Below are 14,424 nucleotides of genomic sequence, written 5' to 3' on the forward strand. Positions count from 1 at the left end.
GTGCAGGCGATATGAATTTAGGAATACGAGCGATTTTATATAGCGCACGGAAGTGGAAAAAGACACTGTTGGTGTTCTGTTTGCTTCTTGCCATTACCACTTTGGTGTTGTCCGGGCTGGCGATTGCCGACGCCCAGGAGGAACAGGCTGAGGAACTGCGTGGAACCACTGGAGCCAGCTTCACGGTGGAGCGCGACATCTCTACGGGCGGCTGGAACGGCAATTACAGCACACAGGAATTTATGTCCGAGGACATGATCCAGCAGATTGCCGCAGTGGATGGCATTGCAGGGTATGACGCCACCTTGATTACCCTGCCCCGTATCTTCAATGATAAGGGCGAGGAACTGGCCCATGAGAATTACAGCTTCTACAACTACGGCTCCTACAACTCCCAATACCATGAGCTGTTTTTGTCGGGCCGGTTTGAACTGGTGGAAGGCACCCATATCACCGATGATATGACCAATAGCATTATTATCAGCCGGGAACTGGCTGAGTGGAACGGGCTGAAGGTTGGGGATACCTTGACAGGCGTTTACTACCCGCAAAATAACACCCCGGAAGTGGATATGAAGATCGTAGGCATCTTCGATGTGGTGGCGGATAAGAACGACCAAGTGAATATGTATGATGATGCGTCCTATTACGCCTATTCCAGCTATGTTTTTTGCAGCATGGACGCAGCCGAAGGCTTGATTAAGGGCTGGGGCGAAGATGGCGAGGGCATTTCCGAAGCCTACTACTATGTCACGGACGCTGCCCAATTAGAGAATGTGATTCGGGAAGTGCAGAGCATTTCCTCTATCAACTGGAACAACTACAAGATCACCGCCAATGACGAGGTGTATCAGAATATCTCCAGCGCCCTCTCTGACACAGGTACTTTGATTACCACTTTGATTATTGTCATCACGGCTGTGAGCATGGTGCTGATTATTCTCATTCTCTCCATGTCCATCCGCAGCCGGAAACGGGAGACTGGAATTCTGCTGGCGGTGGGTATCGCCAAGCCTGCGGTCATTCTCCAATATGTGCTGGAAACTCTGCTGATTGCGGTGGTGGCCTTCCCACTGGCCTGCCTCTCCAGCAAGCAGGTAGCTGGCACCCTTGGAACGCTGTTCGGCAAGGCGGCGGAGAATGTCATCGTCACGCCGCAGCACTTTATATTGGTAGCCATCGTGGGCGGCATCCTGCTGGTGGCGGCGGTGCTGGTGTCCAGTATCTCGACCCTGCGGTTAAAGCCCAAACAAATCTTAGCGCAGATGGAGTAAAGGAGGACGCAATATGAATTTAGGAATACGAGCGTTTTTATATAGCGCACGGAAGTGGAAAAAGACCTTGTTGGTGTTCTGCCTGCTCCTGGCCATTACCACTTTGGTGCTTTCCGGGCTGGCGATTGCCGACGCCCAAGAGGAGCAATCGGAGGAACTGCGGGGCGTGACAGGAGCCAGCTTCACAGTGACCGCCAATAATGGCTATACTCTGCAGCCTGTCACAGACGAAATGATTGAGGAAATCGCCGCGATTGACGGTGTAGAATCCTATAACACATCTCAATATACGATTGCAAATCTCTATAATCAGGATACTTTGATGAAAGGGACGGATGAACGGGAAGGTGTGTCAGACCTTTTTTATGCAACAGGTTGTTTTGATTCGGAGTATTCTCCGATGTTTCTCACGGGGGCGTTGCGTCTGACGGAAGGGCGTCATGTAACGGAAGGCGATGGCGGAATCATCTTGTACGAAGGTCTTGCCGATAAATATGGGTTGTCCCTTGGCGATACGCTCGAAATTAAAAACGGGAATCCAGACGATCCGTTGGTTGAGTGCGAGATTGCCGGTCTGTTTGAGGTTATTGCAGATGGTGACGACGAACAGGCAACTATGGCAAAGCCTTCAACCTTATTCGATTACAAGGACTATGTCTTTGTGGATATGGATACCATGTCTGCTGTCTCCGCGCCCTATACGGTCAGTGAGGGAAATGGAATTGATTCCGTTGACTTCTTCGTTTCGGACGCCGCCAAGCTGGAAAGCATTGTCCAGGAAGTGCAGAACAGCACCTCTATCGACTGGAACTCCTATTACATCACCGTGAGCAATGAAGTGTACGAGCGCATTTCCAGCTCTATTGCGGATACGACTACTTTGGTTACGACGCTGATCGTGGTGATTACTGTGGTGAGCATGGTTTTGATAATTCTCATCCTCTCCATGTCCATCCGCAGCCGGAAACGGGAAACAGGCATTTTGCTGGCAGTGGGTATCGCAAAGCCTGCGGTGATTCTCCAATATGTGCTGGAAACCCTGCTGATCGCGGTGGTGGCCTTCCCGCTGGCCTACTTATCCAGTAAGCAAGTGGCCGGCGTCCTGGGAACGCTGTTCGGTAAGGCGGCGGAGAATGTCATCGTCACGCCGCAGCACTTTATGCTGGTGGCTATCGTGGGCGGTATCCTGCTGGTGGCGGCGGTGCTGGTGTCCAGTATCTCGACCATGCGATTGAAGCCCAAGCAGATTTTGTCTCAGATGGAATAAGACCATCCACCCCTAAAATAACGAAATGAGGTAATCACTATGAGTATCATGGAAATCAAGCAAGTGGGATATTCCTACGATAACAAAAAGAAAGTCTTAAAAGGCGTCAACGCCGAAATGGAACAGGGCAAGCTCTACGCCATCCTGGGTCCTTCCGGCTGCGGCAAAACCACCCTGCTCTCCCTGATCGGCGGCCTGGACAGCCCCGGCAGCGGCCAGATCTACTTCGATGGGCAGGACATTGCCAAGACTGGCCTTTCCGACCACCGGAAAAACCATGTGGCGTTTATTTTCCAGGCGTATAACTTGATTGACTATTTGACCCCCGCAGAGAATGTGTCGCTGACTTCCAAGCTGCCGCCGCTGCCCATTCTGGAGCGCCTGGGGCTGACGAAAGAAGAAGCCAAGCGGAATGTGCTGAAGCTCTCCGGCGGCCAGCAGCAGCGTGTAGCCATTGCCCGCGCCCTGGCAAGTGAGGCCCCGGTGATCCTGGCCGATGAGCCTACCGGCAATCTGGACGAGGACACCGCCCAGGACATTACCGAGATCCTCAAAGAGAGCGCCCACAAGATGAACAAGTGTGTGGTGGTCGTTACACACTCCAACGAGCTGGCGAAACAGGCCGATGTGGTGTTCCGGCTGAAGAAGGGTGAGCTGCAGGTGCTGGAGCGCGTTCAAGATGGAGCCGCCCAGCCCCAATCCCGCAGAAACAACACTCCCCGCAGTGAAAGGAGGGCAAAATGATAGAGATGGACAGCAATTCAATCACGAAATCCTCGAAAAAGGGAACGATCCTTTCCGCAGCTTTTTATGCTCTTGCGGCGGTGCTGCTGATTACAGCCTTTGTCTCTCTGGTGGCCTGCCATCAAAATATCTCCCGGCAGCTTGAGCAGGGCGTCCCTGTACAGGGAAATGAATTGGCCATTGTGAATCTCTACCTTACAAGCTGTGTGCAGTATTTCGCCTTTGCCGCCGCCATGGTGTTTTGCGGCAAGGCAGCCCCCAAGGTGCTGGCGCTCAAGAGCGAAGCGCCGGTACAGGTCACGCCCTATATGCTCAACGCCCCGGCAGAGGCTACCGGTCCCGATTATGCCGAGGAAGTTGAGCCGGAGGATGAAGATATGGATTTTGAGGCTTGGGGATTCCGAGAAAAGGAAGAATAGAAATCAACTGTAAAGAAGGATAGCTCAGATTCTTTTTGATTGACACTGAGGAACAGGGGGTGATAGTATGGGGAATTTCGCAGTATTTGATTTAACAGAATCCGGTGAAAAAATAGGCAGGAAACTTTTTGCGCTTCTCACAAGAACACAGCAAAAAGAACTGGAGCGTTTTATTTCAGAAAGTAAAAATTCTGAATCTGATAGTGTTCTTTCTCCATGCTATCCTGCCTTTTATGGTCAGTATTCTATTCCCAGGCAATCGGATCAGCCAATGACGGAGATCCAGGAGGGCGATTTATATTTTTGCTTGGAGCAGCGCCTTGTTACTATTCGAGGCCAGGTGATTCCGCTGACTGTAAAAGAGTTTGAAATTTTTGCTTTGCTCATACAGAATCCAAAGCGAGTATTCACCTATGAAATGCTGCTGGATCTGGTATGGCATGAGAACTACACCTACTATTCCCGAAAGGCAATCAACAACCATGTAAGCAATCTACGAAAGAAGATCAAGATTGCCCCGGATCTACCGGACTATGTAAAAAGTGTATATGGTGTAGGCTACAAATTCGATATATGAAAAAGGAAGCTGCAGAGGAATTACCAACTCTGCAGCTTTCCTTTTGAAGATTTTTTAGCGTCCACAGGACGCGTGGCCGTCACCGAAGGTGGCGATCTTGGGGGCTTGGGGGTTATCCCTCAACAAGCATTTTGGTCGGTGTAATTCGGCCAAAATCGCAAAACATGTATATGTTTGCATTGCTTGCCAGTATGTGAAAAGACCTACTTTTATGAGAATTTGAAGTATATGAAGGGTGCGGCATTCTGCCGCACCCCTTAAATTTTCGTATTTTAGTTACTGTGTAAATAACACCTGATTTTGTCGTATTTTGTTGATTAAATTCAGTAAATCCATGACACTTCTGGAAGAATTATAGCACTTCTCCCTATATAATGCCCCAAAAATGAAGGAGGTGAAAACGGTTCAAGCTATCTGTCCCCCTTCATAGAAGGAGGCATAGGAAATGCTGCCGAGGTCCAAATACCGGCCTCGACAAAGCCGGTCATGTAGAAGATACTCAAACCCCGTAATCCTGCACTGGATTACGGGGTTTTTCCATTCGACAGGATTTTGCATTTCCCCTACTGTTCTGTCAGAAATTGGCAGAATACGACAGGTGCAGCCTGCCGTTGTACGGTGGGCGCTCCTTTTTACATATAAGGCGCAGGACAAGCCTGACGCCGGACCTGTGCGGTGTAGATCACCGCCCCTCTGATTTCGATTTGCTCGTCAACCCACTCAAAAATCGAAATTGGAGGATTACCATGAAAGAAATCAATCTGCGGGATTATTACCCGTTTTATACACAGGACACTATTGTTGAAGTACCGGACGAAGTGGCAGCCCTTCTCCATGAATTAAAATTAGCAGAGGCAGCTTCTTTTCTGCGTACATACCGGCACAAAGCATACTTTTCTCTGGATTACGATGTCAATGTGGAGCGCGATGCACTGGTAGTGGTTCTGACACCGGCTGATATTCTGGAGCAGAAAGAAGAAAATGATCGGCTATACCAGGCGATTGCTTCCTTGCCTGAAAAACAGCGGAACCGGATCACTTCTCATTTTCTTCTCGGCATGAGTATATCGGAAATTGCAAAAAGCGAAGGTTCCGGCGCCAGCTCTGTGCATGAAGGAATCCAGAGAGGGCTTCGGCGTCTGAAAAAAATTTTGAAAAAAATGGAGTCAGACCCCGAAAAAAACGCCTGAAAATGAAATGAATAATAGAGGGACATATTCGGTGGGACAAGCCTGATGGGTGTGGCCGGTAACACACGTTCCGGCCCGCCCAACTGAAATACTGTCATAACTGCCACATCCCTCGCTTGTTCTTTGACAACTGAATATACGGTGCCATAGGTACTTTCCCTGTACTCCGAGCGGCAAATGGAGCGGCGCGATGACAGACGGCTTTAAGGAGGTGGTGAAGCCCAGCCGTCCGAGCGATCTACGCAATCCATTGACCTGGCTGTGGCAGGCCAGACGCGATGACCGATACAGGGCACAATGATACTTTCTCACGACCCGTCAAAGACTTGGGGGGAGTCCCTTCTGTGTTCGTTAGCTCTGGCGAAGCGACGGCATAAGCAGGGCTATGATGCGGTAAAGCTGACCGCAGCCTGTGGCATCCCCGGCCCTGAAAAGGGCCTGCCGGGGGGCGTGGCAAATACGGCAGTAACCTAAAAACATCCATGCCGTTGTTTTGATTTTTGAGCAGCGGCATGGATTCCTATAAAATCGAAATCAGATACCATGAGGCCGGGCCGCTCTTTCAGTGTGACCGGCCTTATTCATGTGATTTTGATGATTCAGTATGAAAGGAAAGGAGCTGCTGTTATGAGTCACACACCGGCATATACGGTCATTCAAACACCGGAGGCAGATAAACTTGCCGACATCCGGGATGTATCTGTTAATAAGGATTTGCCGCGAGAAGAAAGGATTGCCGAGTTTATTCGGCAGATCCGAGACCCGTATCATTTCAAATGCGGCAGATTTGTTGTCCGGGCAAGTTTTTCCCAGGAAGGTGCCACCCTGGAGGAATGTCTGCGCGGAATCCTTCGCTGAAATTTGCTGTTTTTTTCATTTTGGGGGCTGATTTTTCCCGCATGGAGCGTTATAATAAACATGGAAAAGGAATTGAATACCGATAAGCAGACTGCACTCCTTGAATTGCGGGGATTTTTCCGTGATGAAAGGAGTGTTTTTCTATGCAGGTTTATAAGGCTGCCAAATATATCCGCTTATCTTATACGGATGACAAATCAAATGAAAGCAACAGTGTCGGCAATCAACGAAAGCTGATCGAAGATTTCGTGAGCCGTCACCCGGAAATCGAGCTGGTTTCCGAAAAGGTAGACGATGGGTACAGCGGGGTTATCTTTGACCGTCCGGCTTTTAAGGAAATGATGGATGACATCATGGAAGGAAAGATCAACTGCGTCATTGTCAAAGACCTTTCCCGTCTTGGTCGAGAGTATATTGAGACTGGCCGCTATATGCGCCGTGTCTTTCCGGCCTATGGCGTGAGGTTTATTGCCATCAATGACAATATTGATACTCTTAATGAAAGCGCAGGCGATGACCTGACTGTATCAGTAAAGAACATTATGAATGAAGCCTACGCACGGGATATTTCCATCAAGACGAGAAGTTCTCTGGAGACAAAGCGCAAGAACGGTGATTTCGTTGGAGCTTTCCCGGTTTATGGCTATCGTAAATCCGAAGAAAATCATAATCTTCTTGTGGTAGACGAATATGCTGCCCAGGTGGTGCGGAGCATTTTCAGGATGCGCCTGGAAGGATTCAGCCCCTACGCCATCGCTAATGAGCTGAACCGGCTGGGTACACTCTCTCCCCTGGCATATAAAAAGTATTATGGCCTTCCCCATGCCAAGAAAGGCTATACAGACCGGAAGGATTGCCGGTGGTCGGCAAATACCGTCACCCGGATTTTGCAGGATGAAACCTATACCGGCACACTGGTCCAGGGTCGAAAAGGTTCACAGCACTTTAAGCTGAAAGAGATGGAGAGCCGCCCTTCCTCCGAGTGGATTCGCGTGGAAAATGCTCACGAAGCCATTATTGATCGGAATGATTTTGACCTGGTACAAAGGATTCGCAACCTGGACACCCGTACATCTCCCCAAAAAGATAAAGTCTATCTGTTTTCCGGCATACTGGTCTGCGGCTGCTGCGGAAGCCGGATGGTACGTAAAACCAACCGCTATAAAGACAAAGAGTATCACTATTACTATTGTCCTACCGGAAAGAAGAATGGGTGCGCTCATCCGGTCATGGTAAAGGAAAATGAGCTGATGGAGTGCGTGCGGGACAGCCTGAAAGGGTTTATTGCCAATGTAGTCTCTCTGGATGAAATCTTATCCGGCATAGACCAGAGCCGTATCAACCGTGAGCTTATCAAAGAGTATTCGCGGCAGATCGCCCAGAATGAGCAGCAGTTGGAGAGGATTCGTCAATATAAAATGAAACTGTATGAAAGTATGGTAAACGGATTTCTGGACAAGTCGGAGTTCCTTTATAACAAAAGCAGTTATAGTGCCCGGATTACCCAGCTTGAACAGGCGATTGCCGCTCTTAAAGAAAAACGGGCGGATGTTATGGAAAACCGGAGTGAAAGGAATCGCTGGATTGAGAATTTTAAGCGTTTTTCCGATCTGGAAGAACTTGACCGCAAGGCAATCATCCAGCTTGTGCAGGTTATCACAGTGCTGGGGAAAGACGAATTGCAGATTCAATTTAATTATCAGGACGAATACGAAAAAGCACTTGCCCTGATTACGCCGGTACAGGAAAGGATGGTGGTCTGAAATGGCAAGAAAAAGCAGGAAGCATAATACAGCGCAGGCGGCCATGCCTGTTTCCCCGTTTATCAGTACGGCGCTGTATATCCGGCTGTCTGTGGAGGATAACAATAAACGTGGAAATTCTATCGAAACTCAAAAGCTGGTTCTTGAAAAATTCCTATTTGGGAAGCCCGAACTGCGTCTTTACGACATCTATATCGACAATGGAGCAACAGGCACGAATTTCAACCGTGACGGCTTCCAGCGGATGCTTTCGGATATTGAATCCGGCAAAGTAGGCTGTGTGATCGTCAAGGATCTGTCGCGCCTGGGACGCAATGCCATTGACACGGGATATTACATTGAGCGTTATTTTCCTTCCCATAATGTCCGGTTCATCAGCGTTACGGATCAATTTGACTCTGAAAACCCTGATAATCTCCACGGCGGTATTATCCTTCCGCTGAAAAATATGATTAACGAAGCCTATGCGCTGGACATAGGACGCAAGATAAAGGCCCAGGCCCGTCAGGATATGAAAGAGGGCAAGTATGTGGGTGGCAGGGCGCCATTTGGATATATGAAAGACCCTGATGACTGTCACAAATTGATTATTGATCCGGTGGCGGCTCCTGTGGTACGCCAGATTTTCCAGTGGGCTTATGAAAAAGTCCCTCTCAATCGGATTGTATTGCTGCTTAATGAGGGTGGCTATCCCTCCCCAGGAAAGTATAAAATGCAGACCGGAGAGATCACCCATCAGGCATTGGCTGGTCGTGGTTACTGGCAGACCTGGACGGTTTCTAAGATTTTGCAGGAAGATAAGTATACTGGTGACATGGTGCAGGGGCGGACCAAAACCGTTCTTCACCGGCAGGTGCCCGCAGGCGAGGAAAACCTGATTGTGGTTACTGGCACCCATGAGCCTATTGTTTCCAGAGAGATTTTTGATGCTGTCCAGAAGTACCGGGCAGAAGTGGCCGAGGAAAGCAAGAAGCACCCGGTTATTCCATATACGCCCAATATTTTCAAGGGGCGGATTTTCTGTGGAGACTGCGGGAGAAGCCTGCACCGGCAACGCCAACAATGCAATGGTTCATATCGCTTCCACTGCCTGACCCCTACCAGGGTACATAAAGATAAATGCTCTGGTGTTTCCATCAGCGAAACCGAGCTGATCGCAACGGTTCTGGACATTCTTAAAAGGGAATTAGCCGCCGTCCTGGGGGATTATGCGCTGCTTCTGAACGACAACATTCAAAAGCAGGAAAAGGAGGCTGCCACCCGTGAGAAAATCAACCGGGCAAAGTTACAGCTTAACCAAAGCCGTGAGTTTTTGCAAACTCTTTATGAAAATCTGATGAACGGAGCGATTGACAGCGAAGAATATTTCGTTTTGAAAGCGACTTATGAAGAACAGATGCAGGCGGCCCAAAAAGAGCTTTCCTTTTATGAAAACCAGTCTGCCGTCCGTCAGGAACAGGCCGAAAAGTGCAAGAACCTGGAAAAAGACGAGCAGGAACTTTTGGCCGGAGGCTCCCTGACTGCCGCCCTCATTGAGCGTTTGATTGAGCGGATCACGGTCTACCCGAATAAACAGGTAGATGTAAAATTTACATTCCGCACGGAATTTGAGGCGTTTAAGGAGGCGGCGGCAGAATGAAAAAGTATATGATTGCTCTTTATATCCGTCTTTCTTTGGAGGACGCCAAAACAGATAGTATGAGTATTTCCAGCCAGCGAAGCATCCTTCGGGAATATGCCTCTGAACTGCCTGAATATGCCAATGCGGAACTTATGGAGTTTGTAGATAACGGGTACAGCGGGGCAAACTTCGAGCGCCCTGCGGTGCAGGAATTACTTGACCTGGTACGGGCCAATCGGATTGACTGTATCATGGTAAAAGATTTTTCTCGGTTTGGCCGCAACAGTTTGGAAACCGGCTATTTTATCGAGCGGGTATTTCCGCTGTTTCATACCCGCTTTATCTCTGTCAATGATGATTTTGACACCCAAAAGTTAAAAGGTGATACCGGAGGTATGGAAGTCGCCTTCAAGTATTTAATCAGTGAGTATTATAGCCGTGATATGTCGGTAAAGACCAAAACGGCCAAATACCTGAAGTTCCAGCGGGGCGAATACCAAAGTAAAATTTGCCCTTACGGTTATCGCAAAGGGGAAAACGGACGGATGGTGCCGGACCCGGAGACTTCCGAAGTAGTACAGAAAATTTTTGAGTATGCCGTAAATGGCATGAACGCAACCGATATTGCGCGGGAACTTTCCCGTCAGCAGATTCCCACACCCGGAGAGCATAAGGCCCGAAAAGGGATTAAGACACACGATGTTTCAAGAACTCACGGAATGTGGTGCAATTCTACGGTGCTTCGGATTCTTGCTGACGAACGATATATGGGCACTTATGTGATTGGCAAAAGAGAGGTTACAGAAATCGGCGGCCACAAGATGCGGAGCAAAGCGGAAAGCGACTGGATCAAAATACCGGACCATCATATACCGCTGGTGAATGAGGAAATCTTTTCAAAAGCCAATGCCTCTATTCAGCGTTTTAAGATTCCAAATAGGAAAAAACACGACTATCTCCTGCGTGGGAAGGTTATCTGCGGATGCTGTAAACATGCCCTGCACCTGGCAAATGGGACATCTTACCGGTGTCGCTTTTCCAGCACGATTCCTTCACTTGACTGCTATAACATTCATATCCGGGAAAAAGAACTGAATCAGCTTGTATATGAATTGCTATGCAAACAGTTTCAGGTAGCTTTCGGTATTGACAGCTTAGAGGATCTCCGTAAGGTAGATACCGTTGCTTTACGTCAAGCTGACTTTGACCGACAGATTTTTGAACTGCAGGAAGAAAAGCGGAAACTGTATGAAGCTCTTGTTTCCGGCAGGATTCCGCTCCCGGAATACAAGGATCAAAAAGAGCAGATCAGTGAAAAACTGTTGGAAGTACAGAATACCAAAGCGGTTGTCATGGCCCGTCTTGAAGCCAAACAGGAAGAACGGCAGCACCAGCGCCAGCAGATGGATATTTCCCGGATGCTGACGGAAAGCGATGGGCTGACGTCGGAATTAGTTGATCTTCTGATTGATAAGATTTATGTTTATCCTGATAAACGGGTAGATATTGCCTTTAAGATAAGGGACAGCTTGACAACTCACAAATGAGGGAAAGGGATTGATTATGCGGATTGCGTTTTATTGCAGAAAAGGCGGCACAACTTTTGGGTGTATGCTGCCGGAAGAAAAGGAGCGACTTCATGCGTTTTTTGCCGCCGAACAGAAACGGGAGGCGGCAAAATTCCTATCAAGAAAGCTGGATTGTGGGGACAAGAAAAAATAAATATTTTTTTGTCGTGGACTTGACATAAGGGTGGCGCAAGTCGTGGAACCGCACCTTGGGCAATCCTGCCCGTTTCAGCACCCGATGGAGCATATGCAGCACGCTGTCCGGGGAGATGGGCCCACCGCTGGGAGAGGGAAACACCCAGGGGCTATTGCCCACTTTCTTTCTCTGTTCTTTCAGAACGCCTACCGTATCCTCTGCCAGGGGCAGAGTGCGGTAGGCGTTTTTGGTTTTCAGGGGTGCTTCCACCACTTCCCCGTTGATGCGGGAGACTTGCCGCCGTACCCGGAGGTCCCCCCGTTCCAAATCAATGCCCGCACTGCGGGCATTTGTGGCCGGAGAGGGGGCGGTTACGCCCCCTCTCCTTTCTCCTGCTTTTCTTTCGTCGACTGCCATCTACCCTGAAAATCGGCCCATTTCCCCTCGAGAGGCCCTGCTGGGGCAGTTACCCTCCCCCATTCATCAAGAGGCCACACATCGGCTCACAAGAGGAACGGGGCGGGAAAGTTTCGCTGCCTCCTGAGTTGTAAACACGGTACTGTCATGGTACACTGGTTTCAGAAAACCGGCGGCACAGATTGCCTGGAGGGAGGGCCGAACATGGAAAACGCCAAGTGGTATTTCACCCATGAGAGTGAAGCAGATCAGCTATGGTATGGAATCTTTTTCTCCATGTGCAAAAAGTTCAACGTCTCCTGGCCCACAGCCACCCCCACACAAAAGGCATTCATTAAAGAGATCACCCGTGTCAACTACGAACGAGAGCTGGTGATATCCCAGAAAACGGAGCACTCCCCAGTGAAGTAACTTTTATTTTAACAACCCCCATGGTATAATATTTTCAGAAGCACACCAACCACAAAAGGAGGTATGCAGCTATGTCTGAACAAATTTACTCCCTGAATGAGATTTCTGCGGTGGTATTGACCTTGCTGAAAAAGTATCATGCAGAGCGGGCCATCCTGTTTGGCTCCTACGCCCGACAAGAGGCGGATGCTTCCTCGGACATTGATTTGATCGTTATTGGTGGTAAGAATTTCGACCCTACCGATGTGCTGTGCATTGCAGAGGAACTACACATGACACTGAACAAGCCCGTTGATGTGTTTGAGCTTAGGGAAATCAACCCCGATTCCACCTTCTATGACACCATTATGGGGGAGGGCGTGCAAATCGCATGAAGTACAGTGACGAGCAACGAATCACCAAGATTCAGGAAACCACCGAGAAATTGCTGAACTACATCAGCCGGGAAAACATTACCCCCGAACGAATCTTTCACGAGGAGCCCATCCAATGGGCGGTGACAACTCCCCTGTACAACATCGGGGAACATGTGGCCAACCTGACCGCTGAGTTCAAACAGGAACACAACACCATCCCGTGGGTGAAAATTGCCGGGTTGAGGCATCGGCTGGTTCACCACTACGAGGACACCAACTGGACGGTCATCTGCGCCATTATCTATGATGTCCTTCCAAAGTTCCTGGAGGAGCTGAAACAGCTTTGACCCAAACCCTGACCCATACGGAGTCTGGACTGCGTGGAGCCAACGAAACACGCAGGGTCAAACAGCATACACATTCCAAGCAAAAAGGGCTGAAAAGCATCCAACGGGGCCAAAAGCATCAACGATCCGCAGCTCATAACCCGGAGGTCGTAGGTTCAAATCCTGCCCCCGCAACCATAAATCCCAGATGCTTTCGCATCTGGGATTTCCTTTTTCTCTATTCACTCTTCACTATTCACTAACTTTACCAGAATTTCAGGACTTTTTCGGTGGTTTAGATTTGTGATGGCTTCCCTCCCCTGGTAGTGTCGAAACGGCACTAAACTGGCTTGACCCAAACGCTGACCCATACGGGAGTTTGGAGCGGTTAGGGGTGGAGATATGGAGGTTTTCACTTCGACTGCCTCAACAAGATCTGTCACCCCTCGCCAAATGTTCTTTCTGGTATAGAAATTGTCGTGGTTACATGTTAAGATTTCGTTTATATTAAAATTTGCAGTAGAAGGAAGTGCTCACAGAGATGGAAATCGAGTTTCAGCATCAAAATATAGCGTTGCGAGTATGCATGGTAATTCCTCTTTGGTTTATTTTAGCTTTTATTGAGTACTTCTTTTGGGGAGACACAATCAATCCATTCTTGTTCATTCTCATTTCCGCCATCATTATGGCTTTTCTTGCACCAATATTATTCAAAACTGTGTACGGAACCTTTTCTTTCCTTATCTTTCATACAGGAAAAGCATGTTTCTTTGATGAAACTATCGTTTTTGTATTTAACAAAAGAACAAAGACGATAGATAAAAGCACGGTTTCTAATGCCCATTATGAACAAATTTCATTATATGGAGTTAAAATTGACAAAATTAGCATTGAATACACCATTAGAGGAAGACATAAAGCGCTTTCACTGTACTCGCCAGATGTCGTTGACAGTGACAGAGACAGAGAGTTTTTTCTAATTTCTCAGCAACTCACCCTGCTTGGAAATAAGTAGGAAATTACATTGCTATGTTCGGGCAGGGGTTTCCATGTCTAGTGACGATCTGCACCCTACCCAAACATATTTTACGAGAAACTGCTATATATTTTGGAATTTTCCTCGTCCAAAGACTTGCAAGGAAATATGAAGTGTTCACGTCTCAATCGTCCCCGCCAGCACACTCCCCATCGTCTGTGCTGCCTGCCTCTGGGCTGCGCTTGTGATGTGGGCGTAGGTGTCCAGGGTGAATCCTGCCGAGAAGTGGCCCAGCATCCCGGACACGGTTTTCACATCCACCCCGTTTTGCAGCACCAGGGTAGCGAAGGTGTGACGCAAGTCGTGGAACCGCACCTTGGGCAGACCTGCCCGTTTCAGCACTCGGTGGAACATATGCAGCACACTGTCCGGGGAGATGGGACCGCCATTGGGGGACGGAAACACCCAGGGACTATTGCCCACTGAAGTTGTAAACATGGCATTGTCGTGGTATACTGATT

15 protein-coding genes and 1 pseudogene are annotated in these 14,424 nt (G+C 48.7%); 14 read left to right on the plus strand and 2 right to left on the minus strand.

Features of this window, described 5'->3' with window-relative positions; translation table 11 throughout:
• Nucleotides 1–11 precede the first annotated feature (11 nt).
• From B5F98_RS10195 to B5F98_RS10240, 10 genes are all read left to right on the plus strand, one after another.
• On the plus strand, nucleotides 12–1,274 hold the full coding sequence (locus B5F98_RS10195) for an FtsX-like permease family protein (RefSeq protein WP_087372176.1): 1,263 nt from the start codon (nucleotides 12–14) through the stop codon (nucleotides 1,272–1,274).
• Nucleotides 1,275–1,287: 13 nt separating this feature from the next.
• Nucleotides 1,288–2,541, plus strand: coding sequence for an ABC transporter permease (locus B5F98_RS10200; RefSeq protein ID WP_087372178.1), 1,254 nt, complete (start codon nucleotides 1,288–1,290; stop codon nucleotides 2,539–2,541).
• A 39-nt stretch (nucleotides 2,542–2,580) separates the two neighbouring features.
• Nucleotides 2,581–3,285, plus strand: coding sequence for an ABC transporter ATP-binding protein (locus B5F98_RS10205; protein WP_087372181.1), 705 nt, complete (start codon nucleotides 2,581–2,583; stop codon nucleotides 3,283–3,285).
• Nucleotides 3,282–3,704 (plus strand): hypothetical protein, encoded by a 423-nt coding sequence (locus B5F98_RS10210; RefSeq protein WP_087372184.1) that lies wholly within the window; start codon nucleotides 3,282–3,284, stop codon nucleotides 3,702–3,704. Before B5F98_RS10205 ends, B5F98_RS10210 begins: the two co-directional genes overlap by 4 nt.
• A 67-nt stretch (nucleotides 3,705–3,771) precedes the next feature.
• The gene (locus B5F98_RS10215) at nucleotides 3,772–4,281 is read left to right on the plus strand and encodes a response regulator transcription factor (RefSeq protein ID WP_087372187.1); all 510 of its coding nucleotides are present in this window, start codon (nucleotides 3,772–3,774) and stop codon (nucleotides 4,279–4,281) included.
• A gap of 746 nt (nucleotides 4,282–5,027) precedes the next feature.
• Nucleotides 5,028–5,471: a sigma-70 family RNA polymerase sigma factor gene (locus B5F98_RS10220; protein WP_087372190.1), complete on the plus strand. Its 444-nt coding sequence runs from the start codon at nucleotides 5,028–5,030 to the stop codon at nucleotides 5,469–5,471.
• Between the two features lie 627 nt (nucleotides 5,472–6,098).
• Nucleotides 6,099–6,329 (plus strand): DUF6870 family protein, encoded by a 231-nt coding sequence (locus B5F98_RS10225; protein WP_004052581.1) that lies wholly within the window; start codon nucleotides 6,099–6,101, stop codon nucleotides 6,327–6,329.
• Nucleotides 6,330–6,472: 143 nt separating this feature from the next.
• The gene (locus B5F98_RS10230) at nucleotides 6,473–8,092 is read left to right on the plus strand and encodes a recombinase family protein (protein ID WP_087372193.1); all 1,620 of its coding nucleotides are present in this window, start codon (nucleotides 6,473–6,475) and stop codon (nucleotides 8,090–8,092) included.
• Between the two features lies 1 nt (nucleotide 8,093).
• A complete protein-coding gene (locus tag B5F98_RS10235) occupies nucleotides 8,094–9,731 on the plus strand; it encodes a recombinase family protein (RefSeq protein WP_087372196.1) in 1,638 nt (545 codons plus the stop codon).
• On the plus strand, nucleotides 9,728–11,260 hold the full coding sequence (locus tag B5F98_RS10240; protein ID WP_087372199.1) for a recombinase family protein: 1,533 nt from the start codon (nucleotides 9,728–9,730) through the stop codon (nucleotides 11,258–11,260). Before B5F98_RS10235 ends, B5F98_RS10240 begins: the two co-directional genes overlap by 4 nt.
• Before the next feature lie 139 nt (nucleotides 11,261–11,399).
• Here B5F98_RS10240 and B5F98_RS10245 read toward each other — a convergent pair whose 3' ends face one another.
• The gene (locus B5F98_RS10245) at nucleotides 11,400–11,834 is read right to left on the minus strand and encodes a tyrosine-type recombinase/integrase (RefSeq protein ID WP_242961653.1); all 435 of its coding nucleotides are present in this window, start codon (nucleotides 11,832–11,834) and stop codon (nucleotides 11,400–11,402) included.
• 204 nt (nucleotides 11,835–12,038) lie between these two features.
• Here B5F98_RS10245 and B5F98_RS10250 point away from each other — a divergent pair, with 204 nt between their 5' ends.
• The 4 genes from B5F98_RS10250 (at nucleotide 12,039) to B5F98_RS10265 (ending at nucleotide 13,942) form a co-directional block, all read left to right on the plus strand.
• Complete coding sequence (locus B5F98_RS10250) at nucleotides 12,039–12,245, plus strand: hypothetical protein (RefSeq protein ID WP_087372202.1); 207 nt, start codon at nucleotides 12,039–12,041, stop codon at nucleotides 12,243–12,245.
• A 71-nt stretch (nucleotides 12,246–12,316) separates the two neighbouring features.
• On the plus strand, nucleotides 12,317–12,619 hold the full coding sequence (locus B5F98_RS10255) for a nucleotidyltransferase domain-containing protein (RefSeq protein ID WP_242961654.1): 303 nt from the start codon (nucleotides 12,317–12,319) through the stop codon (nucleotides 12,617–12,619).
• Nucleotides 12,616–12,948, plus strand: a complete 333-nt coding sequence (locus B5F98_RS10260; RefSeq protein WP_087233536.1) for a HepT-like ribonuclease domain-containing protein — start codon at nucleotides 12,616–12,618, stop codon at nucleotides 12,946–12,948. The genes B5F98_RS10255 and B5F98_RS10260 overlap by 4 nt, the downstream gene beginning before the upstream one ends.
• Nucleotides 12,949–13,468: 520 nt before the next feature.
• Complete coding sequence (locus B5F98_RS10265; RefSeq protein ID WP_087233533.1) at nucleotides 13,469–13,942, plus strand: hypothetical protein; 474 nt, start codon at nucleotides 13,469–13,471, stop codon at nucleotides 13,940–13,942.
• A 138-nt stretch (nucleotides 13,943–14,080) separates the two neighbouring features.
• On the opposite strand, the pseudogene B5F98_RS10270 reads toward B5F98_RS10265, so the two are convergent.
• Nucleotides 14,081–14,380 (minus strand): annotated as a pseudogene (locus tag B5F98_RS10270) (site-specific integrase); the annotation flags it as partial.
• Nucleotides 14,381–14,424: the final 44 nt, after the last annotated feature.

The sequence above is a fragment of the Pseudoflavonifractor sp. An44 genome (genome assembly GCF_002161675.1).
In the GTDB taxonomy this organism is placed as follows: domain Bacteria; phylum Bacillota; class Clostridia; order Oscillospirales; family Oscillospiraceae; genus Enterenecus; species Enterenecus faecium.